Below are 24,788 nucleotides of genomic sequence, written 5' to 3' on the forward strand. Positions count from 1 at the left end.
TATCCGTTGTCTGAATTTGTAAACCGGCTGAATTGAGCCCCCTGTTTATGGTTCGATATCCAGACTTTTACTTTGACGGTGAATACAGACGGAAAGCGGGATGCCGGGAGTGCGGGCTGAAGAGTGGAGAGTGTTTTTAAGATTTATGGTATGAATTATCTTTTTTATCAATAGTAACTGCCAGCAAGGGAGATTTTGTGAATTTGGTTATTGTAGGTTCGGTCGCTTTTGATTCAATAGAGACGCCCCAGAGGCGGGTGGAAAAAGTTCTCGGCGGGTCTGCCGTATATGCTTCTATGGCAGCGTGTTACCAGTTGCCGGTTAGGCTTGTCGGGGTTGCGGGAGAAGATTTTACCCCTGAATATATCGATATCATTAGCATGAAGAATATTGATATTACCGGTTTGGAGATTGTCGAAGGGGGGAAAACATTTTTCTGGAAGGGAAAGTACGGGGATAATCCTAATGAGCGTGAAACACTTGTGACTGAGCTGAATGTTTTTGAGAATTTCAGGCCGGCACTTCCCGGGGGATGGGAAAAAAGCGAGTGGGTTTTTCTGGCTAACATCGATCCCGAACTTCAGCTTAATCTTTTGAATCAATTTAAAGGCGATCCCTTCGTCGGGTGTGACACGATGAATTTCTGGATTGAAGGAAAGCCCGGGGTTCTTTCCAAAGTGCTTCAGAGGGTGAATTTGCTTTTTATAAATGACAGCGAGGCGCGTCAGTTGAGTCGTGAAACAGATTTGATCAGAGCAGCGCGGAGAATTCTTAAGCTGGGTCCCGAGATTGTGGTTGTAAAAAAAGGGGAACATGGAGCCTTTATGCTGACAGAGGATTTCCTTTTTATTTCTCCCGCTTACCCTATTGATAATTTGCTTGATCCGACAGGAGCCGGGGACAGCTTCGCCGGCGGTTTTTTTGGGTTTTTAGCCGCAAATGGAGATATAAATGAGAAAAATCTACGTCGGTCGATGATTTATGGCACGGTTTTAGCGAGTTTTACGTGTGAAGACTTTTCTGTGAACAGTATCCGGGATATTAATCTGGATATGATAAAGGAGCGTTTCAATAGAATAGTTGATTTTGTCAAAATTGATAAGGAGGAAATATAGAAAAGCGCCGGTATTTTCTATTTTATTTGATTTTATAACGGTTTGTGATATAATGAATTAAACGCTATTTTGGTCCACCTTTATTTGCTGTTGAAAACTGCAAATCAGCCTTGCAGATTTAATTGCCACATGTAAGAAGGAGTATTTGTGTTTTCTGATTTTTCAAAAGGGGAAATCGCCAAGCGCGCGAAAGAACTCATAATGCATGTTCGCGGAGTTAAATCGTGCCGTATTTCCACTGACGAAAATGATGAAATATCAGAAATACATATTGTCGCGGCAACGGATAGGCCTCCCAAGCTCCTCGCGCAAGATGCGGCAGAATCCTTAAGTGCTGAGTTAAATTTTGATATTGATCCAGAGAAAATAGGTGTAGTTATAATAGATTCTTTTACAGAAGAAAATGACAAATATGATGAATGGAGTGACGGGCGAGAAGACGAGCCCATCGATGAAGATGAAGAATTTCGAATGGATGATATAGGTGAGGGGGAAATATCTGAGGGGATCGAAGGAACAGGCGTTGATTCTGCTGATTCTTCTTCAACGCAGAAGAGTGCAGAGCTTGAATTGCTGGAGGAAGATGTAAGGATACGTTTTCAAGGAATTAATCTGCGACTCAATGAAAGTAAGGTAAAGATAGAAGTCCTGCTTGAGAAAAGCGGACTTAGTGTTTCCGGGTATTTCGAGGGAGTCAGAGAGGATGGGCCTTTCTACAGAGTTGCCGCGGAAGCAGCGCTTGACGGTGTGATTAAACTGGTTGACGAGGATTTTAATTTGTGTTTGTCTGATGTAGAACAGATTAAGATATCGGGCAGAGAGGCAATAGTTGCCTCTGTTAAAGTAATAGAGGATCGTCGCGTGACCTATCTGTCCGGGACTGCATTTGTTGAGGGTGACGGCAACGAAGCTTCAGCCCACGCTGTACTTGACGCGGTAAATAGGCCTTTCGGCAGATGGAAATCGCGAAAGCAGATTCATTACCGTATACGATAGACATTACTCGCGAATCGATTGCTTTTGGAATTATTAATCGTGTAAGACAAAATAGAATAGATAAACTCAAGTTTTCTTTCGATAAGTGTTAATGACTTCCACAAGGTTTAACGGGGGGGGAGTAAGAAAAGGAAAGGATTTTCCCGGTACTATCTTGAGTATAGGAATTGAAAAAAACAGCTGGGGATTCAAATTATACTACACGGCTTTTATTTTAGCCGGAGCGGCCGCGTTATTGTATTTTATTCAAGGATTACCAGCTAATCCCTGGGGAAATATATTTTTCTTTGTATTTTTAATCATTGTGACCGATTTTGCCCAGGTCACATTGCCAAGCGGCGGATCGTCTATTTCAACATCTTCTGCTATTGATTTCGCGGGTATTGTCCTGTTCGGGCCTGCCGTAATTGTCGTAGCAGAAGCAATTGCCATTCTGGTTACCGAAGGCATTCTGGAGCGCAAACCGCTTAAAAAATTGGCATTCAATATCCCGCTTCTTGTAATTACCGTGGGAACTGCCGGTTATGTCTACAGGCTTTTTGGAAGTATGGGGACCCCTGATTCTCCGTTCTTTCTGGTGCCCCTCCTGGCGGCCGGTGTAGTATATTACCTGGTAAACACATGGTCTATATCACTGATAATTGCCTTTGATGACAGGAAGAATCCTTTTTATGTATGGAAGCAGAATTATATGTGGTACTTCTTCCATATTTTTGCCTTTCTTCCAATCGCGGCCGTGATAGCGCTCCTTTATTCTAATATTGGAGAGTGGACTATCGCGCTGTTTATAATCCCCCTCTTTCTCGCACGCTATTCTTTCCAGTTGTATTTGGATATGAAGGAGACAAACATTGAAACAGTCGCCGCGCTTACTTCCGCTATTGACGCCTCTGACGCGTTTACTCACGGGCATTCCTCAAGGGTGTCCAAGTACGCGCTGAGAGTAGCTGAACATATGGGATGGTCATCTAAGAATATAGAAACACTTCAATATGCCGCTCTATTGCATGATGTAGGCAAGATAGCGGTTAGTAACGACGTTCTTCACAAGATCGGTCCGCTGACCGATGATGACTGGCACGCACTTCGTTCTCATCCCGATATAGGGGCTGATATCGTTAAAAGGCTGAAATTCCTAAAGGATGCGGCCGGAATTATACGCTGCCATCACGAGCGCCCCGATGGCATGGGGTATCCCCGCGGCCTGAAGGAGGATGAGATTCCTATGGGGGCGCATATTCTGAATGTTGTAGACGCCTTCGACGCGATGACTTCCGATCGTCCTTACAGAAAGGCACTTCCGCTGGAGAAGGTGATTGAAGAGCTGGAGACCCACAGAGGGACACAGTTTCAGAAAGATATTGCTGATCTGATTCTTTATCTCTACCGCGACGGAAAGTTTTCTATACTTTCTGAATCCAACAAGAGAGCAGAAGAGAGCAAAGTGATTAGGGATAGAGTAAAGGTCTAAAGCAGAAGCCGCGCCTATCCCGGGATTGTTTATCCTTAACTTACCATGCCGCGCCCTTATTAATGTGATTCAATCTTAAGCGGGTCTTTTGGGGGAATTTATTATTCCGGAGATATCAAATTTGTCTCTGGTATCCTATATTCATTTGAGTATAATATGATATAAATGCGGCGGTTGAAGCTTTAGGGGTTGTATAGTATAGTTGTTCTATTGTTATTTAGATATCGTACTTATAGTACACAATACAGGAGGTTTGGCGGGTGAATTCGAAGTACGGAGAATCCGGTGTTGATATTGATGCCGCCGGCAGAGCTCTGAAAGATGTCAGCGGTATGATTAAAAATACCTGGAGCGGGAATGTTCTTTCAGAGACCGGTAATTTCGGCGGATTGTTTAGAATGCCGGATGAATATTCTGAACCTGTTCTTGTTTCAAGTGTGGATGGCGTGGGTACAAAGCTTAAAGTAGCTTATATGTCAGGCAGACATGGTACGGTGGGAGAAGATTTGGTAAATCATTGTGTAAACGACATACTTGTCCAGGGAGCTGTTCCCCTGTTCTTCCTTGATTATATTGGATGCGGTAAGCTGAACCGGGAAATTATGACCAGTGTTATCTCGGGGTTTGCCAGAGGGTGTAAAAATAACGGCTGTTCTTTAATTGGCGGAGAGACAGCCGAAATGCCTGGGATTTATACCGATGAGGAATATGACCTGGCCGGATCTATCGTCGGTGTTGTTGAAAAATCAGATATTATTGACGGAAGCGGGATTAAATCCGGAGATTCCGTTTGGGCTTTCCCGTCGAGCGGTCTTCATACTAACGGTTATTCACTGGCGAGAAAGATTATCTTTGAGGATGAGAATATGGGTCTGGACGATATTTTGCCGGGTACCGGAAAGAAGGTGGCGGATGAACTTCTCGAAGTCCACCGCAGCTACCTAAGTGAGTTCAGGGCTTTGTCAGAGAGTGTGAGTATCAACGGCTTGGTTCACATAACCGGCGGTGGTATAATTGACAATATTCCAAGGGTTTTACCGGAAGGTGTCTCAGTTGAAATTGATACTTCAACCTGGGATGTTCCAAACCTTTTTCAGTTTTTAGCGGAGCGCGGTGAAGTCTCGGACGATGAAATGTTCAGAGTCTTTAATATGGGCCTCGGAATGCTTGTGATTATTCCTTCCCGCGATAACGGGGAAATACTGCGTACCGAAGGACTTCGTTGGCCCCCTTTCCATGTTGGCGAGGTTATTAAGGGTGACGGCGGGGTTTATTTAAAATAACAGCAAATTAATAAATAAATTAGCTTGATGGACAAGTAAAAGCTGTCCAAATTGTGTTACTACTCGATTTGAATTAAAAATTGGGGAAAGTCCTGTTTGATTAGGTTCTGGACAATAAAAAAAGATAATGATAATATTTTTAAGATAGATTTTGTGTTGGTTTAAATGAGGTTTATATTGTATTATAGAGTAACCTGAAGGTGAAATTATGAAGTGATCTCAAGTGAGGAGAGTAATATGTTGACCATCAATACAAGACTGGAAGATGATGTGATGATTGTTGGATTAAAGGGCCAGATTGATGGCGGCCCAGAATCCCAGGGTATACAGGATATTGTTAAAAAATCTATCTCTGAAGGAAATGTAAATATCATCTTTGATATATCCGAAATTAAATGGATTAATTCTCTGGGTGCCGGTGTGTTAATAGCTTCATATGCTTCCGCCAGAAGGAATGATGGGTATATAAATCTTGTTGGAATTTCTGACAGGGTGAAAGTAGTGCTTAGAACTTGCGGGTTGATTCCCGCCCTTTTTCAAGAGTTTGAAAATATTGAAAACGCTGTTGAAGATTTTAAATCATGATTATTTCTGAAAGGATTCTGGTATGAAAATCAAAAAAAATGAAAAAGACGGAGTTGTTGTTCTTAACCTTTCAGGTGAAATGCATGGGGGGCAGAAGAATTTAGAGCTTGTTGATATTGTTAAAGATCTTGCCGCCCAGAAGAAACTCGATATTGTGGCAAACCTTTCGAAGGTTAAATGGATTTCGAGTACAGGGCTTGGGATTCTCGTCTCGGCTCGATCTCACCTTGCTAAAGAAGGCGGAATGATCAAACTCTGCAAACCGAATGATAGAATCCTGGGTATTCTGCAGGTAACCCGGCTTAACATGATATTTGATGTTTACGACTCTGAAGAAGAGGCAATAGAGAGTTTCAAGGACTAGCCGTGATTATGTAAGCCTTCATCCAATTATCATTGTAATAACTTTAAGAAAAAGTGTAGAATCAGTCCGCTGGGGGTGGTATGCGATTTAAACGCGCGTACGCTGCCTGCGGATTTATGCCCCCGTGATAACGGGCTTAAAAAAGATTATTTATTTGCTTCCGCTTCTTGGGTTTATTCCTGAGTGGGTTTTATCTGGAATTGGAGGGGGAAATGAATAAGAATAATATTTATCCATGGGTTGTAAAACGCGATATCGACGGTTTTTTTGGTCTCGCGATAGATAATCTGATTCAATTTCTTCTCATTGCGTCTCTTTGTCCTGTAATAGCCGGAATCCCGGCTGAATTTGTTTTTACCAGGATATTGCCCGGCGCCGCGCTTTCTATAGTTTTCGGGAATGTCTTTTATTCCTGGCAGGCGAGAAAACTGGCGAGTAAGGAAAGACGAAGCGATGTTACGGCTCTTCCTTATGGAATAAACACAGTAAGTTTTTTCGCTTATCTTATTTTTATAATGGGTCCTGTCTACAGGGAAACCGGAAGCTGGCAAGCAGCTTGGAAAGTTGGGCTTCTCGCCTGCCTCTTAAGCGGTGTAATAGAATTCACCTCGGCATTCTTTATGGATAAATTAAGACGGATTACCCCCCGGGCCGCTCTTCTTTCCACTCTGGCCGGAATCGCGATTACATTTATTTCTATGGATTTTGCTCTCCGGACATTTCAGTATCCGCTTATAGCGATGCTGCCCCTCGCTGTGATTTTGATCCAGTATTTTTCCAGGGTGAGGTTTCCTTTCGGAATCCCGGGCGGCATGGTGGCTCTTATAGCAGGCACTATACTGGCGTGGGTTTTCGGGATGATGGATTTTGGTAATGTTGAAGCTGCCATTTCAGGAATCGGGTTTAACGGACCTAAACTTTCATCGGCGGGTCTATTAGAAGTTATAAAGAGTCAGTACCTCTACAAATATCTTTCGATTATTATTCCAATGGCTTTGTTTAATGTTTTTGGTTCAATCCAGAATCTCGAAAGCGCTGAAGCGGCAGGAGACAGATACGAGACAAAGCCGGCGCTTGCCGTAAACGGGATAGGATCTCTTATAGCATCCCTTTTCGGTTCATGTTTTCCGACTACGATATATATTGGACATCCGGGGTGGAAGGGCCTGGGCGCCAGGACAGGATATTCACTTCTAAACGGATTCTTCTTTTTGATCATTGCTCTTGGCGGGTGTGTTAAACTTATTAACACATTAGTTCCGATGGAAGCGGGAATAGCCATTGTTCTATGGATTGGGATCACTATAGCTGCTCAGGCTTTCCAGTCTACTCCCCGCAGTCACGCGCCGGCGGTTGTTATCGGTCTTTTTCCCGCATTCGCGGCTTGGGGACTGAATATTCTTAAACAGGCATATACGGGAGCAGGTACAACGCTGGCCAAGGAAGCAGCAGCCGGCATACCGATAAATGGTATTATGGGACTTATGGCCCTTGAAAAAGGGTTTATATTTTCATCTATGATTCTTGCCGCTATAAGCGTCTTTTTGATCGAAAAAGATTTTCTTAAGGCCTCGCTGTGGTCTTTTGGGGGAATGTTTTTAGCTTTTTTCGGCGTCATTCATACCTTTGAGATTGTCGGAAATGGGACGGTAAGTGTGCTTGGCTGGAACGCCGGAGGAAGATTCGCATTCGGTTATCTTTGTTTCGCCGTAGTTTTCTTATCATTCTATATATACCAAAAGGGGCGCGTGCGAGTTTGAAAAGCCGCAGGTGCTGGAATCCGCCGGCTGAATGACGATAGAGCCGATTTGCGTTATAAAGCCCATATATGGTATAATTATTAAAACTAAATAAACCGGAATATCTATTTCCACAGAGGAGTACATGAAATGATTATTCCTCCAGATATGGAAACGTGGTATAGCCGGTTCTTAAGTGGCAGGGGGGACGTTGTCGATTCCCTTAATTCTTTTTTAGGGGAAGACAGCGGCGCGCGTACCAGAGACGGAGCCTGGGCCGCGTTTATATTATCACGGATATATTTTGTACAGGGAAAACTTGATCTAGCTCAATCTTACCTTCGAAGATCCTTTAGAATATTCTATTCTCTTAAGGAAAATGAATATCCTCTGGGTTTATGGGTCAACAGGGCATTGATATTAAAACACAGGGGTGAATATTCAAGAGCTTCGAAACTCCTTAGAGCAGTTTGCAGGCTTTCATTAAGAAGGAGACATGTGCTAAGCGCGGCTAAGGCCTCCTCTAATCTCGCTTCAATTCTGGCAAGGAGGGGTTCACTGGAAGAATCCCGTGCGTATCTGAATCTTGCCGAAAATATTTATAATGCCTTGGGAAGAGAGAAAGAAAATCTATCCCTCACGCTCACGCGGTCGGTTCTTGATATAAGAAGAGAACTATTGTCAAAGGCGAAAGATAATATTTGCGAGGTTCTCTTTCAATCAGAAGGGCCGGAATTTAATCGCGAACGGCTCACAGCCGGGTTTCTTCTCGCGGAAATTTTTATCAGGCGTGACGAGACGGCCGCGGCGCTTAATATTCTCGAGAATATAGCTGAAGATATAGAGGGTCTTGAGAAATTTCCATCCAAGAAGATGATATATTACTATCTATATTCTCTTTTAGCCTGCCGCAGGGGAAATGATGATAAGAAGAATAAATACTATGAAAAAGGAGAGAGATTAAGGAAAGAACTTGGTATAGCACGGCCAGGCAAATGGTTGCCCGGCTCGGAGAAAGATCTCCTTCCTCCTGCGCGTGAGAAAAAGAGGGCTGTAGAAGAAGAGACAATCGCTGAAAGAGAATCACTTTATATATGCGGAAATACTATGAGTAGAAACGGAACCGCGGAGAATGAATTTATTACGGTCAATAATAGGATGAAAAATCTCCTTGAAAGGATAAAGGGTGTTTCCGGCACACCTCTTCCGATTCTTCTCTGCGGGAATACGGGAACGGGGAAAGATCTTATAGCAGGTATGATACATAAATGGAGCGGAAGGAGTGACAAGCCGTTTATTCCAGTTAATGTTACGGCGCTGGCGCCCTCACTATTTGAAAGCAGTCTTTTCGGACACGTGAAGGGAGCTTTTACGGGTGCTGTAAAGCTGAATAAAGGTTTTGTGGAAGCTTCCGGCGACGGGACCATATTCTTAGATGAAATCGGTGAATTAAGGGCGGATTTACAGGCTAAACTCCTGCGTTACCTTGACAGCGGGGAATATCTTGTTGTGGGGGGTTCAGAGGTTAAAAGGGGAACTGCCAGAATTATTGCCGCGACGAATAAAGATCTTGAATCCGCGATTGAGAAAGGAACCTTCCGTATAGATCTCTATCATAGATTAAACGTGTTCAATTTCATGATTCCTTCGCTCAAAGAGAGGAAGAATGATATTAAAATTATGGCTGAATATTTTATTAGAAAAGCTTGCGGTGAATTTAATATTTCCAGGGCCGGGTTAACCAAAAACGCATGTGATGTACTTAAGCGGTATTCCTGGCCGGGAAATGTAAGGGAATTACAAAATGAGGTATTAAAAGCATTATTTAATTCGCGGTCAGGTGTTATCAGGGCTTCGGATTTTTCGGCTCGTATCCTGACAGAGTTGGTAATGCCGAATAAATCTGAAGAATCTTCCCTGGATAACCGTATCGCGGCAATGGAAAGAAGGGAAATTCTCAAGGCTCTGCGCGAAGCGGGGGGTAACCGTTCCATGGCAGCCAGAATTCTGGGGCTTGAGAGAACTACTCTTATATACAGGATAAAGAGGTATGGTCTGAATTAGAAAAAGTAACTATAACTTATATCCTATCTTGCGCAGCAGATCCATTCTCGATTTCTTATCTTCTTCGTTTTCTATCCCGAGCGGGCTTTCTCCGTCGATTATCCCGAGTATTCCCCGGCCCTGCTTTGTTTCGCTGACTATAACTTCGACATCGTTAGCGGTGGCGCAGAATATTCTGCAGACTTCGGGAACATTTTTTACGGCGTTGAGCAGGTTTATCGGAAAAGTGTCCTTCATGAAAATAATAAACGAATGACCGGCTCCGATAGCCAGAGCGTTTGATTTTGCCAGATCTATCATTTTGTCGTCATTACCTGAATAGCGAATCAGCCTTTTAGCAGAAGCTTCGCAGAAAGCGATACCGAATTTTATTCCCGCTACCGAGGTTACGGCTGCTTCATGAATGTCTTCCACCGTTTTTATAAAGTGAGATTGCCCGAGGATGAAATTTACTTCCTCAGGTTTATTTATTTTAACGATCTCTGTTTTCATGGGATACCCCCTTAGAAGTAATGACGGTTAATAAGTTAACGATTAATATTATACTCGTTTATCTTGTTATGCAGGTGCTGCCGTGAGACCTTCAAAAGTTCCGCGGCCTTTGTAACTTTGCCTCCTGTTTTGGATAAAGTATCTTCTATTATTTTTTTCTCGGCGGATTTAATGCCCTGTTTAAGTGAATATATTTCTCTGTTCCCCGTTTTCATTCCCATCTCTCCTGTAAAAAACTGGGGAAAATGTTCTTTATTCAGTGTTTTGGAATCTCCGCTCAGCGCCAGCGCTCTCTCAATGCTGTTCTCAAGCTCACGAACATTCCCGGGCCACTGATAGGAAAGGAAAAGCTTTGTTACTTCAGGGGAAATACTTACTTCACCTTTTTTCATTTTCTTTGAGTATTTGTCAAGAAAATGAACAACCAATGGGAGGATATCTTCCTGCCTGTCACGAAGAGGAGGTATTGTAATGGGGACTACATTCAATCTGTAAAAGAGGTCGCGTCTAAAACCCCCCTTTTCGGCGTGCGCTTCAAGATTTCTGTTCGTAGCGGCTATTATCCTGACATTTACTTTACGTGTCAGATTTTCACCCACTCTCCTTATTTCTCCTTCCTGAAGAGTTCTCAATAGTTTGACCTGGAGTGTTTCGGGCATGTCGCCTATCTCGTCAAGGAATATCGTTCCCCCGCTGGCTGTTTCAAAGAGTCCGGGTTTGTCGTTTGAGGCTCCCGTGAAAGAACCTTTTTTATGTCCGAAGAGTTCACTTTCGAGCAATTCCGCCGGCATGGCGCTGCAGTTGATAGTAACCAGTTCATTGTCTTTTCTCTTACTGTTATAATGGATTGCTTTTGCTATGAGTTCTTTTCCGGTTCCTGTTGAACCTGTGATCAGAACTGTTGTGTCAAATAAAGCTATCTTTTTGATTGTGCTGAATATGTCGAGCATGGATTTGCTTTTGCCGATAATTCCCGAAAATTCATATTTATCTGAGAGTTCCTGTTTTAATTTTCTGTTTTCCCTGGCAAGATCTTCCTTCGATAGGATCAGCGCCCCGTGTAGACGCGCGTTCTCTATCGCTATCGCGGCCTGCGAGGAAAAGGCTGATACTATCGATATATCATCTTCAGTTATATCTCCTGATAGCCTGCTGGCATCTGTATAGATAACACCTATAATTCTGTTATCAAGTTTCAGAGGTACACAGATTGCCGTTCTTAGCTGCAGATCGATAACGCTTTCTTTTTTGGCGAACTGCTCGTTTTCCATAAGATCAGAGATAAAAAGTGGTGTGCCCTTCTGCGTAACTTCATTGATAATACTGTAGCTTACTTCAAAATCTCTTTCTTCGAGGGATTGCTCATTTTTATCCCTGGCGATCCTGAATTTCATTTCCCCCTTGTTGTCCGCGAGCATAAGAAAACCTCTATCGGTATCCGCGAGATTTATTATTGAATCTATAATCTTGGCGAGCAGTTCATTCAGATTCAGGGTGGAATTCAATGCCTTTGTAACGTTGATAAGTATTTCAAGTTTGTTGATCCTGTGCCGGCTTTTTTCCAGTTCCTCCGAATCACGTGCTTGAGTTTTAGCTTTTTCGGATTTCTTTAGGCTATCGATACTCTTCTGGGCCTCAGAGAAGAAATCGCCCGATTTCTTGTTTTCTCCGTTTTTCATATTCTTCTTGGTTGAACTGCTAAAAAGGAAAACTATCTTAATAACTTTATATTTACTATTTACTTTACATCCCTGAAGCTGGACGGTCAATTTAAAATCTTCTCCAGATAGGTGAATTGGTATGTTTTACTTTACAATTGTATTTGCACAGAGACCGTACAGCTGGACACTTCATTGCGGCGCGATGATAGTAAGATCCTTTTACAGCGCGGGGCTAATTATATAATAGATTATAACTTATAATATTTTTCAGTAAGAATCATTCTTATAGGCATATATTTTGTTGTGTAATTTATATGAGGTGATGATATGAATTATTTTCCCATTGATCCCGACGATCCCTTTATCCTTTGATAAGAGTTGTAATGTAAGCGTAAATATTCCGGGCAATTTTGCAAAGGTGCTTTTTTCTCTCTATAGTATACGCAGACTTTATTAATTGTTAACAGGACTTTCCCCAAAAATAAGGGCAATATTTTAGTAACGGCATAACTATCAAGTAATTACCCATAATGATAAGTGGAATTGACATTTAGTTTCTATCCGGCTATTGGTATTGTCAAAAACGCCGTCTATTTCCCCTGCGAGGAAATAGCGTCTCCCGCTCTTAGGGCCCGCTCTTTCCCATTTCCCTAAAGGAAATGGGAAAACCATGCCCGCTCGTCTTCCGAGAGGGTTTTTTAGGTACCAATAGCCGGATATACAAAGGAATGTTAAAAATTGGAAAAACTCCAATAATTGTTAATACTTTACATAATCACCCGCTTAAATTACTGTGATGTGAATAAGATTCTTGATTGCCATATTATATAAAAAGGCATTCAATGAAAACAAAGAGTGAGAATAAGGCGCTGAAATTCAAAAACCTTTCTTAGTGCATATGTCCCCAGTGTTCTGACTATCCCGGGCGGACTTTGAAAGCTTCTCTTCGGCTCCATATAATTTTATTTTTTCTTCAATCCCTTGACATTAAGTCTTTTGCGCGAATTAATCCAGCAGGCGGGGTTGACATACTCAAGCCGCTTTTGATACAATATAGATTAAGCAATTCTGACCGGCGGCTCTGAATTGCGGGACCCGAAACAGGGATTAAACAACAGCGGTTAACAACAATTGTGAGGGTTTGTAATGAAAAAGGTTATAAGAATCAGTTCAATTCTATTTATTCTTTTAATCATATCTTTTTCCTTTTCGGGAGTTTTCGCGAGAGATCCCGGAGCCGCCATAGCTTATTCCACGAATGATCCTGTTTTCGCCGATCCCGGCGAGGACCCTCACCTTGATATAAGGATTCAGTCCGGGAGCGATCTTCTGAATTCTACCGGCAGTAACAGTTTTGATGATACTGATATTACATCGGTCTCAATTAAAGATGAAAAGATTAAAAGCGTATCGAGAGGTCCAGTCCTAAGACATAAATTCAAGTTTATTTTTTATTCGATATTTGGAATATATTTCCAATAATGTCTGATCTAAACCAATGTTGAATATAAAGGATACTATAAATAGATTGCTCGATTCAGTTGCGGAAAACTCCGGGCGGGGATATTATAAACAGGCCTATCTGTATGCCAGAGAAGCTCTCGGGCTTGTAAATCTAGTTTCCGAAGACAGAGAAACAGTCTGCCGGGTGTATATTTCATCCGCTAAGAGTGCGTATTATATGTCCCGTTTTGAGGAAAGTGAGAACAATCTTGTAAAACTCGAGGCTTTACTGAAAGAAGAAAGAGCATGCGATAAAGATTATAGAAGTCAAATATCAATTATCAGGGCTGATATACTTAGAAGAAAGGGTAATTATAGTGAAGCAATAGGGTATATTGATCGATTTACTGCAGTTGACGGCGAAACCGTAGATCCGCGGTTTGCTGTCAGCAGGTTCATGATCAGAGGAGCCTGCCTGATGAGGTTGGGACATATTGATAAGGCCAGAAATCAGCTGGAGACGGCCCTTGGCCTCGCAAATCGTGCTTCCGATGATAAAGCTCGTTCTTCCGTACTCGCTACTCTGGGATTGCTTTCGGTGAGAATGGGGTTTCTTGACAATGCTGATAATTATTTAAAGCGCGCGACAAATATATACAGGGAAAAAGAAGATATCTACGGACAGTCGGCGGCTATGCTGAACAGAGGAATAGTTAAGTATCACCTTGGAAAGTTTGATGATGCCGAAAGTAATATCAAACAGGCTGTTTCCGGATTTAAAGAATGCGATTGGAAGATCGGAATATGCCGCGCTCTCATTGCTCTGGGCAATAATGAAATAAGCCGCGAGAAATATAATTCAGCCTTTAAATTCTTTGAAAGGTCACAATCGATCGCTGAAGCGAAAGGTTTTCTGAGAGAAAAAGCGCTGGTGTTTGGAGGTTTCGGACGGATATTCATGGAAGCGGAGGATTACACGAAAGCTCAGAACTTCTTCAGAAAAGCTCTCGCGATATCTTCAAAAAATTTCCCCGGAGGAGATGTTGAACTGGAACAGTTTATATCTATGGGTGAATTGTATTTGTCAAAGGGTGATGAAAGAGGAGCTCTTGAGTTCTTTGAGAGAGCTCTGAAACTGTCAAGAACGATGAAGGCGAGAATGGAAGAAGGGATTATATGCAGAGGAATGGGGTTAGCGTTCTGCAATTTTGGAGATATAGAAAAAGCTGAAAAGTATTTCGAGAAGGCTGTTGAGATACTAAGAGCGGCGGGATACAATTTCGCGCTCGCGCGAACGCAGATAAAATATTGCCGGGTCCTTTTCAAATATATAGCCGGCTTAGGAGACGGAAGTGGGAAAAGGGAGAGGATAGATAAGATATGGCGTCTTTTGATAGAGGTTGAGCATCTTTCCTGCGGTATTCAGACCGATTTGTTAAAAGATAAAACAGATACGCTTCTTGAAGAGATTATCAAAATTAAGAACAGATTGCCGCTCAGGAAAGCTGAAATCAACAAAAGCGGCACTTTAGTCGAATTGCAGTTTGATCCCAAATACCTTGCTTACGGTGAATTGGTTTCTGTCTCAAAAACTATGTTTGATGTTTATGACAGAGCGAGGTTTGCCGCCTCTTTTTCTACACCTGTACTTATTACCGGAGAGACCGGAACCGGCAAGGAGCTTATAGCAAAGCTGATTCATAGGCTGAGCGGCAGGGGTGATAAGAAAATTGTGACCGTTAACTGTTCAGCTGTTCCCGACCGTCTTTTTGAAAGTGAATTCTTCGGTCATAAAAAGGGATGCTTCACCGGAGCTCTTTCCGACCGCCGCGGGCTTTTTGAAGAAGCATCCGGCGGTTCAATCTTTCTTGATGAAATAGGTGAACTTACTGAAAATCAGCAGGCTAAGCTGCTGAGGGTTCTTCAGGAAAAAAAGATCAGGCGCGTGGGGGATAATGTCGAGAGAGAAATAGACGTAAGGTTTATATCAGCCACAAATCAGATAATAGGAGATGATATTAAAGAAAGCTCTATGCGGGAGGATTTCTATTACCGTATCAATGAGGAAAGAATTTACCTTGCTCCTCTTAGAGATAGAAAAGAAGATATAATTCCTCTGCTGACCTTCTGTCTGTCGGAAAACGGATATAGTAAAAATGGTAAAATCAGAATAGAGAAAGAAGCGCTGAGATGTATTCAGCGATACCGGTGGCCCGGAAACGTCAGAGAATTTCTCGCTGTTGTCAAACGAGCCGGATATATATCGGGCGGCGGGATTATAACGGCGGATATGCTTCCTGACAGGGTGAAAGGGAGGGGGATCTTACAAAAATCAGCTTCTCAGAATATAAACTCCGGTAGTAATGATTCTGTAAAGAGAAGAAAACTGCTGAATCTATTAAAGATATGTGACGGCAATAAAAGCGCTGTAGCAAGATGGCTCGGTATTTCCAGAAGCACACTTTACAAGCAGCTCAAACGGGCGGATCTTGAAAATCTAATCAGGTAGTATCTTATTCCAATTTGAAAACCGTAAATATGAGAAAAGAGGATCGCTCTATTGGAGCAATCTTTATTGAGCTAATATAATTGTTGTTTGCCGCCATAGAGTGTTTACACCTGTCCAATCTGTTTGCATGCCGGATGAATACCGTAACCCTTTTTTACCTATTTAGTTGCTGAATTATCTTTTTTCAAAGTGTAAAACCCGGCTACACTGCTGTATTCGCGGAGGGATGTTTGATAGATCAAACAAATTGATTTGGTAATGATAAATAACACCATATCTTATTGTTATATATAGGTTTAGCTTGTAGGTAACGATATTTTGGAAAGACTTTTTTCTTTTACTCCGAGTGGCATGCTTTGTGTATTGTATATACGGTAGAATTAGATTAATGAATTCTTTAGCTAAGGTCTCTTTAAGAAATATACAATATTTGAACCATCCTCTACTGCGGCCAGCTTTGTCCCCCCTTGATCGCGCAGCAGGGTCGCATCAGGGTGGTTCTTTTATTAAATTACTTTTTATCTTGTTAGATTGATTACATTCCCCTTATAATCCACCGAAAATGAGAGGGTCTTATGAGTATTGCTGCTTTTGCCTATAGATGGAGAAGAGAAATATCAGCCGGGGTTTTGTCCGGTGTTTTACTGGCAGTTTCCTTCCCGCCATACCCTTTGAGGTTTTTTTCTTTATTCGCCCTTGTACCTCTTATCTGGTTTTTCATCAGGTCTGAGAAATCTCCCGGCAGATACGGCAATTATCTAAAAAGAGGATTTGTTCTGGGTTTCGTTTCCGGCCTGGTATTCTTTGGAATACTGCTGTATTGGGTAGCCAATGTGATCCCCGCTTCAAGCGTTACAAATAGATGGGTTCTGGCACCGGGGGTTTTGCTCCTGGTAATATATCTTTCCTGTTTTACGGGATTATTCGGAATGTTTACGGCTTTTCTAGTGAGAAGATACCGCCTTAGAGCTTTGATCGCTGTTCCCGCCCTCTGGTCAATAATGGAAGTAGCGCGTTCAAACGGGGAACTTGCTTTTTCATGGGGACTTCTTGCGAACTCTCTGGCAGAGTATCCCGCGGCTATTCAAGCGCTTTCGATATACGGACCCTACGGTTTTTCCTTTCTTATTATAACGGTAAATCTGCTTACAGCTCTCGTCCTCTTTATACGTCCAATTGGCAAAAAAGCGGTCATGTTTGTCCTTCTTGCTGTAATTATTTCAGTTCACACAGGTTACGGTATGCACAGGATTGAAAGATTCGATAAAAAGAGAAAAGAGTTGCCGGAAAAGAATGATATTGCCGTGATTCAGCCGAATGTTTCTCTCGATATTAAATGGAAACCGGAGTATAAGGATTCGATATTCAGTCAGATAGAGACATTAGTCCGGAAAGCTTCAGAGGACGGCGCGGATCTTGTGATATTTCCCGAAACTTCAGCGCCGGTTGCTCTCAGCCGTTCCAGAAAGTACAGGGACTGGCTTGAAAGGATTGCCCGTGATTCTGAAGTGGAGCTTCTTATAGGTTATATCGATCATTCATTTAAGAATGGCCGCTGGGTCTCTTATAATACGGCGGGGCTTTTTGACGCTGAGGACGGGCTGGTTGAAGAATATCATAAGGTTAATCTGCTGCCCTTTGGTGAGAAGATACCTTTCAGCCAATATTTTGCGTCACTTGAGGAAATCGATTTTGGTCAGGCAAATTTTAAAAGGGGTAGAGAAAAAACTCTATTTGATTCTGGAAAGGGGAAATTCGGAGTACTGATATGCTTTGAATCCACATTTCCAGGTTATGTGAGGGATTATGTCCGCGGCGGGGCGGAGTTTCTTGTTAATATTACGAATGACGGCTGGTTTGGAAGCAGCCGCGGGCCGCTGCAGCATTCTGAAACCGCCATTCTGCGAGCCGTCGAAAACGGAGTGTCGGTTCTAAGAGCGGCTAATACTGGTGTTTCAATGTATATAGATCCGACAGGACGGGTTCGAAAGAGATTGGATTTGAATGTTGGGGGAAAGATAGAATGCTCAGCCCGGTCTTTTGCCTCTCCGACTATCTATGTTAGATACGGCAACACAATATTTTTAGTACTGGTTATTTTGAGCTTCGCCGCGGTTGTGATTAGTGATCCGGCCGGATTGATCAAGAAATCAAAATCTAAATGACAAAGGAATAGTGTCGCCGCCTGTCATCTTCGGGTGGATTTATTGTTCTTACAGCTCTTTGAAGTGGGAAAGCACTTTTTACGATTTCTTCTTTAACATCGACTTCTTTTATCTTCCGGCATTGCTAGAATTGATCAGCTGCGTATGAATTCTATAATAAAAGAGATGATAAGCAAACCTATTGCCATTCTGTTCAAGATAGAAAAAGTTCTCATAATTAAAGGAAGTTTCTCGTCAGGTATATTTATTTTACTCCTCACATAGGGGTCGCTTAAGAAATTGGACGCTGCTATTATAAAAAAACAAAGAGCCCATATTGGTATTCCATAAACGATTTCATATTTTTTTACGAGTTCAGTCATACCAAGAACAGTAAAAGCGATGCCCCAGAATATGTGCATTGAGAAGTGTTTAGTTTCTTGATTATTTCTGTCCATCTGTCTTATTTTCTCCTGAAAGACTGCTCAGTGACTATTTGATTCTCTTAAAAATTCATTCCGACATCAAGGTATAATTTGCCCGCGGATTCAATTTTCCACATGCAGCCGATTCTCATAATACCTCTTCCGGGAGCTATAAGATTCACGCCGCAGCCAAAACCGCTGTGCAGGATATCCTTGGTTATAGAGTCGTCGTTATACCAGCACATGCCGGTGTCGGCAAATATGTTAAAATCCACGGGAAGAATTACATTTTTCGCCTCTGAAAGGTTTGCAAAATTTAAGGGGAATCTTATTTCATATCTTGTAAGAAAGCTGTTTTCACCTCTAAAAGCCCCAAATTCATATCCTCTTATCGATGTTTCACCGCCGAGATGTTCCAGTAAGATAAGCGGCAGTCTGCTGCTGGAGATAACACTCCGGGTATGTAGAAAGAAAACAGGTCTTTTTATTCTGAAGAAAAGACTGCCCCTGAAAAAATACTTATGACTCTTGATTCCGCTGTTTTTATTGAATAAACCCCATTCTTTTCGTGAGAGGCGCAGTCTTAACCCCGATGTCGGGTAAATCGCGTTGTTAAGTTCGCCTGCCCGCAAGGAAATCTCTAAGGTTGAAAAGAGTCCTTCGTGTGATTGAGTGTATAGCTTCTCAGCGCTGTTTTGTTTCAGCACGGGGCCTTCTCCAAACATCCTGTCTATACCCGGCGATATATTAATGGAAAACAGATCGCTGAAGTGAAAACAGACTGTGACAGCTGATTCAAGGCGTTTTATTCTGTCGTTAAGCATATCTTGCTCAAATTCCGGGTAGGGATATTTGTAATCTTTGAATTTGACATTGAAGCTAAGCCCAAGGGGGGATATATCTTTTTGCCTGGGTTTACGCCATTCGGCGTCAAGTATCGCGGCCCCCCTGACAAGAAATGAAATATTAAGTTTTTCATTCCTATTCCGGAAATTTCTCTCTGAAAACATAAGGCCTACCGACAGTTTGTCGGAATATTTCCTGCTGCCGGCAGGATAAATACTGAATGTCCTGTCCTTTTCCAAGCTTAATGTCAGAGAGAGACTGCTTTCTTTATGATTATATCTCCTTTTCAGATAGGCATTTTTTACGCTTGAGAGATTTATCAGTTTTTCAATGCCTTCTTCGCATCTTTTCTCAGTGAAAAAATCACCTTTTCCCATACCGAACAAAGTTAGTACGAGTTTGTTGTCCAGGCCGGCGTTACCTTTGATTCGAATATCTGAAATTCTATAATTCTTCTTTGATTGTTCTTCTTCGCCGGCGCTTGAGCTGCCGCGTAATTCTCTTTCAGCGCTTCCTGGTTTATCTGAATTTGACGTTGGATTCAGGTCAGCGTCCGCGACGGCTGATTTGTCTGAGGCGGCAATCAGCAGCAGCGCGCAAAATAACTTTAATGATCTGATTTGAATTTTTTTCATCTATGGTCTTCCTTCTTGATTCATCAATTCTTTAGAGCTTAGGTATCTATTCTTGTAAGGTCAAATAGTAATTAAACTGAAGCTCCCCAAATTTTATTACCTATAAGGTAGTCGATGATTTGTAATAATATGCGGCCGATTGATATTTTCAAAATCGTTGTCGGTTTCCCCGCCGGCCGAGAAAATCGCCGTTCCTACCCATTTGTGATAATATCTAACTGAATATCTTAGAGTCAGTCAGCGGGTTCTATGAATGAGCCTCTAGTAAGCCTCTGTCTGTTTAAAGGTTAAGAAAACTTCAAATATAAATTTGTTGTAACGGCGAGGGTAGTTAGTTAATATTCTCCAGGATAAAAGATAGTAGAATTTCATGTTTATAATAGTTTATATTTCTGTTCTTTAACCGGGTTTAATGAAGGTTCCGGGCCCGAAAGCAGAATCTGCCGTAATTAGTCAGGTGTAGAAGGTGGTAAACAGATGGATTCATGGGAGAGGGCGTATCTTAGCGATCAGTATAGAATGAATTTTACGTCGCGTGTTCGTCTTGTCGAAGAGGCCGATAAATCAAATAGCAGGGTATATCTTGAGAAAACTTATTTTTATCCTGTCTCGGGCGGTCAGCCTGATGACAGGGGCTCTCTCGGCGGCAATTCTGTGCTGGCTGTAAATGAGGATTCAAAGGGAGTGTCACACCTGATCGAGGGCAGGTTGAAAGAGGGTGAGGATGTTGAAGGTGTAATAGAAAAGGAACGAAGGTATGATCATATGAGACAGCATTCGGGGCAGCACCTTCTTTCAAGGGTATTTTTAGACATTCTCGATCTTGAAACTGTCGGATTTCATATTGGAGAGTCGGCGTCTACTATAGACCTTGACGGCAAAATGCCGTCCGCGGAAAACTTTAAGACCATCGAGCTTGAAGTAAATAAACTGATAATGAAAAATATAGCGATTTCTGTAAATACTGTCTCACCCGGGGAATATAACAGATTGCGCGCTGATAGTAATTCCAAGTGTCCTTCGTGCTCGAAGATTTCCGAGAAAACTGAGGATATCAGGTTGGTAGAAATCGAGGGAGTCGATGTGAACCCCTGCTGCGGAACTCATGTTGCTAATACCGGTGAAATCGGTATTATAAAGATAACAGGCATTAAGAGGGTCAATAAGAACAGCAGAATTGAGTTTCTCTGCGGTATGAGAGGTATGCGGGATTATATTGAAAAAGATTTACTGCTGAACTCAATAGCGCTCTCTTTTAGTACCGGGTGGAAAGAAGTGGGTAATATTGCGTGTAAACTTTCAGATGAAAATGCTAAGTTACGGGTCGAGAATAAGACGTTAAATGATAAATTGAATGATTACAGAGCCAGGCAGCTTGCCGTTCCAGATAGTTCGGTTGGCGGATTCTCCATTGTGAAGAAGATAGTCGAGGATGCTGAGGTTTCGGATTTGAGGAATCTAGCCGGAGAAATAAGGAAAAACAATGATATTATAATTCTTCTCGGCAGCCTGAAACCAAAGCCGGCGATTGTGTTTGCCTGCTCTGAGGGTGTTCCTCTTTCTATGGGAAGTGTTTTAAAAGAATCCGCTTCTGTTATGGGAGCTGGCGGAGGCGGGGGTGAAGATTTTGCTCAGGGGGGAGGAGGAAACGGTGATTTGCTGCGCGGCGCGCTCGATAAAGCTGAGGAATTAGTAAGAAAGGGATTGGGGCAATGACAGGGACAAATGACAGCAACAGAGCTAAAAGAGAAGAAATGGTTGATTCGCAAATTGCCGCTCGAGGTATTGAAGACCCCGGAGTATTAGACGCTATGAGAACTGTGCCGAGGGAGCTTTTTGTGAAGGGAGAACATTCTGATAATGCTTATTTTGATACTCCCCTTCCGATAGGTCGCGGACAAACTATTTCGCAACCCTATATTGTTGCCTACATGACGGAAAGACTCGAGATCAAAAGCGATGACAGGGTGTTGGAGATAGGAACTGGAAGCGGCTATCAAACGGCGATACTCGCTCATCTTGCCGAGCATGTTTATACTGTTGAAATAGTCTCTGACCTGGCGCGAAGAGCGAGAGAAAACCTCGAAAAGGGCGGATATACAAATATAAGTTACAGGATCGGTGACGGTTCTTTAGGATGGGAAGAGGAAGCGCCGTTCGATGCCGTTATAATAACAGCGGCTCCTGTGAAGATACCGGAGAAGATAATAGAACAGATAGGTCCGGGAGGACGGATTGTCGCGCCGGTTGGAGCATTCTCACAGAAATTATACAGAATAACCAGAAAGCACGAAGACCTGGTTGAAGAGGAACTTATAGGTGTAAGGTTTGTACCTATGACTGGTGGAAGGGATTCTGACTCTTAAAAGGGAGAGGTGAAGTTATATGCCTGACGGGCAGTTGAAACCAAAAGAATTTTATAGGAAACTGGATTCTCTTATTGTCAGAATAAAGAAAAGGGTTGGAACAGAAGACGCTCTTGCCCTTGTACTGGAGGAATTAGTTGAAGAAGTAGGCTCTGAACTTAAGATTAAAAGTGGGTGTATTTATAAGCTCAGAATGGGTTATTTCCGCAGAATTGGCGGCGCTCTCGGTGACGAGACAGATTCATGGCCTGAACCTATCAGCAGATATGAACCCTTTTTACAGTTTGTCAGCAGGCATAAAAGCTATATCTTTTTTGATTCGGAAATCCCTCCGTGGGGTAACAACAGTGTCGCCGCGTTCATAGGCGAGGACGATCAATATCTCATCATATTCCGTTTGAACGAGGGTTGGGAACGTGAGACTCTTCAGTTTTCCATAAATGTTATTCAGAATATTCTTAACTTCAGCCGATCAACGAGTCGTTTTACGGCAGACTTGCAGGAGGCGTATGAAATTCAAAGAAGTCTCCTGCCCCGTTTTAAGGTCGATTTCGCCGGGTATGACGCGGCTGCCCGTTCAATACCCGCTGAGCGTGTGGGGGGTGATTATTACGATTACGGAAAACTCGACGAAGATGTGTTGTCATTTTCAATTGGCGACGCCAGCGGACACGGTTTGCCGGCGGCCCTGCTGGTAAGGGATATAGTAACGGGCTTAAGGATGGGGATTGAAAAGGATATGAAAATATCGGAAGTTGTAAGGAAACTGAACCGGGTAATAGGACAAAGTCGTCTATCAACCCGATTTGTCTCCATATTTTTATCTGAATTGGAGGAAAACGGGACTCTGGTCTATGTGAATGCCGGGCACCCGCCACCTGTATTGATTAAGGAATCAGCTGAAGAAAGACTTACCAGAGGCGGGAGTATTTTAGGTCCCATGGAAAATGCCACTTTCGAAAGGGGTTTTGCCTTTATGGATTCCGGTGATATTCTTGTAATGTTCTCTGACGGCATATTGGAGAGTATGAATTCGAAGGGCGAGATGTTCGGCGAAGAACGGGTAATAAAGTATGTCCGTGAAAATGAAAACAAACCGTCCGAAGTCATTGTCGACGGTATGTTCAATTATATTTATGAATTCAGGAATGAAGATAAACTTCTCGATGACGCGACGCTGTTTATAATAAAAAAACGCTGATACTTGTGGTTTTTAATTACAGAACAATTCGTTTAAATTGCCGGGAAATCTAAAATGGATTCCTGCTTTAATAATATGTATATTAGTTAAGATCGTTCTATTGGATTTTAGGGAGAGGATTTTTATGTTTCTATCGAAAAAGGTTATAATCTGCGTTCTCTTTGTTATTCTGGCGATTTCCCTCGGGTGCGGCGGAAGTGATTCAACAAAGGAGAGAGATGTTTCATTTGGTGTAAATTTAATTAAGAATCCTTCTTTCGAAGAATGGACTGATTCTGTTCCCGATGGATGGAAAGCAAGAATGATTGGAGAAATAAGTTCAAAAGATGGAACTGCTAATCGCGTCAAGAAATCCTCTGTTAGTAAGAGTGGTAATTATTCTTGCTATATTTGGGGGCATGATACTACCAATAAATGGATCGGGTTAGTTCAGCTTATCCCGGTGATCGAGGGACATGATTTAATACTGTCATCTGATATTAAAACCGAGAGCCTTAGAAAAAAGACAGGCCATAACGCTTATTCTAATGTTTTCGCCCGTTTTCTAGACCAAGACGGAAACAGGGTTACCGAGCGTAAAAGATTTACCGACGCTGTTCTCAGTAGATTCGCGGGGACAAAAGATTGGTTTCGTGATAAGAAGAAAGTTACTGTCCCGCCTGGTTCACACTTTGCTGAAGTAGGGGTTTTATCAACTATGTCGGGAGTTATTTACTTCGATAATGTAGAAGCGGTTCTGAGGGAAGAAATCCCATGGAAGACAAAAGATACAAAGTATATTACATTTTATCATCTTCCGGGACACCCTTTTCCGGAAGGTGCTGTCGAGAAAGAAACTGACGCGATTGAAGACTATGCGAAGAGGATAGATCTGGGAGAGATTGATGGTAAAATCCATTATTATTATTATCCCAATGAGGAAGAATTTAAGCGTATAAATGTAGTTGATAATTATTTTCAAGGGGTAAAATGGGAAAGAAAAGAAATACATACAATGAAAGAGAATGAAGATCTTGTTGTAACTCATATGCTTCTTTACGATTTAGGATTTCCTCCGCTTGGGCTGGCGAAAGGTCTTGTTTTTTATCTTCGTTCGTTCAAACACGGCTGGAATCCCCACAAAGAAGCCAAAGAAGATTTAATCAAGAAAAAGATAGAGCCTTTGCATAAAACAATCCCGGAAACGAAGCTTAAAAATTCTGATTTATCTACAACAATTCCAGCCTGGACCTCATTCTGTACTTATCTGATGAACCAATACGGAACCGAAAAGTTTGTGGAATTTTACAGGGAAGCTGATGGAATAAATGACGAGGCATCTTTTAGCGAGCTGTTTAAGAAAACCTACAAAAGAGATTTTAAAAAAGTTGATATGGATTGGCGGCTCTGGATAATGCGGTATAAGCCCAAAGGTGAAAGTGTTCCGATGCCATGAATTATATTTATAAG

At 42.3% G+C, this 24,788-nt stretch carries 19 protein-coding genes; 15 read left to right on the top strand and 4 right to left on the bottom strand.

The genetic code is table 11. The features are described 5' to 3' along the window. Positions 1–197: 197 nt before the first annotated feature. The 8 genes from U5O15_01350 (at position 198) to U5O15_01385 (ending at position 9,617) form a co-directional block, all read left to right on the top strand. Entirely contained in the window at positions 198–1,115 is a 918-nt protein-coding gene (locus tag U5O15_01350; protein ID MDZ7859310.1) for a PfkB family carbohydrate kinase, read from the top strand. A 147-nt stretch (positions 1,116–1,262) separates the two neighbouring features. Beyond that, positions 1,263–2,111 carry a hypothetical protein gene (locus tag U5O15_01355; protein MDZ7859311.1) on the top strand — a complete coding sequence of 283 codons (849 nt, stop codon included), beginning with the start codon at positions 1,263–1,265 and terminating at the stop codon, positions 2,109–2,111. Between the two features lie 91 nt (positions 2,112–2,202). Beyond that, on the top strand, positions 2,203–3,582 hold the full coding sequence (locus U5O15_01360) for an HD-GYP domain-containing protein (GenBank protein MDZ7859312.1): 1,380 nt from the start codon (positions 2,203–2,205) through the stop codon (positions 3,580–3,582). Between the two features lie 260 nt (positions 3,583–3,842). Then, the gene (gene purM / locus U5O15_01365; GenBank protein ID MDZ7859313.1) at positions 3,843–4,865 is read left to right on the top strand and encodes a phosphoribosylformylglycinamidine cyclo-ligase; all 1,023 of its coding nucleotides are present in this window, start codon (positions 3,843–3,845) and stop codon (positions 4,863–4,865) included. 237 nt (positions 4,866–5,102) lie between these two features. Then, complete coding sequence (locus tag U5O15_01370; protein MDZ7859314.1) at positions 5,103–5,450, top strand: STAS domain-containing protein; 348 nt, start codon at positions 5,103–5,105, stop codon at positions 5,448–5,450. Positions 5,451–5,472: 22 nt separating this feature from the next. Next, entirely contained in the window at positions 5,473–5,814 is a 342-nt protein-coding gene (locus tag U5O15_01375) for an STAS domain-containing protein (GenBank protein ID MDZ7859315.1), read from the top strand. A gap of 212 nt (positions 5,815–6,026) precedes the next feature. Beyond that, the gene (locus U5O15_01380; GenBank protein ID MDZ7859316.1) at positions 6,027–7,574 is read left to right on the top strand and encodes an NCS2 family permease; all 1,548 of its coding nucleotides are present in this window, start codon (positions 6,027–6,029) and stop codon (positions 7,572–7,574) included. A 129-nt stretch (positions 7,575–7,703) separates the two neighbouring features. Further along, positions 7,704–9,617, top strand: a complete 1,914-nt coding sequence (locus U5O15_01385; GenBank protein ID MDZ7859317.1) for a sigma 54-interacting transcriptional regulator — start codon at positions 7,704–7,706, stop codon at positions 9,615–9,617. Between the two features lie 9 nt (positions 9,618–9,626). On the opposite strand, the gene U5O15_01390 is transcribed toward U5O15_01385, so the two are convergent. Beyond that, complete coding sequence (locus tag U5O15_01390; GenBank protein ID MDZ7859318.1) at positions 9,627–10,109, bottom strand: adenosine-specific kinase; 483 nt, start codon at positions 10,107–10,109, stop codon at positions 9,627–9,629. Between the two features lie 35 nt (positions 10,110–10,144). Next, complete coding sequence (locus tag U5O15_01395; GenBank protein MDZ7859319.1) at positions 10,145–11,788, bottom strand: sigma 54-interacting transcriptional regulator; 1,644 nt, start codon at positions 11,786–11,788, stop codon at positions 10,145–10,147. Positions 11,789–12,916: 1,128 nt separating this feature from the next. Here U5O15_01395 and U5O15_01400 point away from each other — a divergent pair. The 3 genes from U5O15_01400 (at position 12,917) to lnt (ending at position 17,887) form a co-directional block, all read left to right on the top strand. Continuing rightward, positions 12,917–13,252, top strand: a complete 336-nt coding sequence (locus tag U5O15_01400) for a hypothetical protein (GenBank protein ID MDZ7859320.1) — start codon at positions 12,917–12,919, stop codon at positions 13,250–13,252. A 16-nt stretch (positions 13,253–13,268) separates the two neighbouring features. Beyond that, entirely contained in the window at positions 13,269–15,722 is a 2,454-nt protein-coding gene (locus U5O15_01405; GenBank protein ID MDZ7859321.1) for a sigma 54-interacting transcriptional regulator, read from the top strand. 575 nt (positions 15,723–16,297) lie between these two features. Beyond that, positions 16,298–17,887: an apolipoprotein N-acyltransferase gene (lnt, locus tag U5O15_01410; protein ID MDZ7859322.1), complete on the top strand. Its 1,590-nt coding sequence runs from the start codon at positions 16,298–16,300 to the stop codon at positions 17,885–17,887. A 134-nt stretch (positions 17,888–18,021) separates the two neighbouring features. On the opposite strand, the gene U5O15_01415 is transcribed toward lnt, so the two are convergent. Together U5O15_01415 and U5O15_01420 are read right to left on the bottom strand one after the other, a co-directional pair. Next, the gene (locus tag U5O15_01415) at positions 18,022–18,288 is read right to left on the bottom strand and encodes a hypothetical protein (protein ID MDZ7859323.1); all 267 of its coding nucleotides are present in this window, start codon (positions 18,286–18,288) and stop codon (positions 18,022–18,024) included. Positions 18,289–18,371: 83 nt separating this feature from the next. After that, the gene (locus tag U5O15_01420; protein MDZ7859324.1) at positions 18,372–19,772 is read right to left on the bottom strand and encodes a BamA/TamA family outer membrane protein; all 1,401 of its coding nucleotides are present in this window, start codon (positions 19,770–19,772) and stop codon (positions 18,372–18,374) included. Between the two features lie 477 nt (positions 19,773–20,249). Here U5O15_01420 and U5O15_01425 point away from each other — a divergent pair, with 477 nt between their 5' ends. From U5O15_01425 to U5O15_01440, 4 genes are all read left to right on the top strand, one after another. After that, a complete protein-coding gene (locus U5O15_01425; protein ID MDZ7859325.1) occupies positions 20,250–21,488 on the top strand; it encodes a DHHA1 domain-containing protein in 1,239 nt (412 codons plus the stop codon). Continuing rightward, positions 21,485–22,138 carry a protein-L-isoaspartate(D-aspartate) O-methyltransferase gene (locus U5O15_01430; GenBank protein ID MDZ7859326.1) on the top strand — a complete coding sequence of 218 codons (654 nt, stop codon included), beginning with the start codon at positions 21,485–21,487 and terminating at the stop codon, positions 22,136–22,138. The genes U5O15_01425 and U5O15_01430 overlap by 4 nt, the downstream gene beginning before the upstream one ends. A gap of 19 nt (positions 22,139–22,157) precedes the next feature. Continuing rightward, on the top strand, positions 22,158–23,339 hold the full coding sequence (locus U5O15_01435; protein ID MDZ7859327.1) for a PP2C family protein-serine/threonine phosphatase: 1,182 nt from the start codon (positions 22,158–22,160) through the stop codon (positions 23,337–23,339). 124 nt (positions 23,340–23,463) lie between these two features. After that, complete coding sequence (locus U5O15_01440; protein ID MDZ7859328.1) at positions 23,464–24,774, top strand: hypothetical protein; 1,311 nt, start codon at positions 23,464–23,466, stop codon at positions 24,772–24,774. The last annotated feature ends 14 nt before the right edge of the window (positions 24,775–24,788 follow it).

It is taken from the genome of Candidatus Krumholzibacteriota bacterium (assembly GCA_034520215.1).
Classification (GTDB): Bacteria; Krumholzibacteriota; Krumholzibacteriia; order Krumholzibacteriales; family WJIX01; genus JAGHBT01.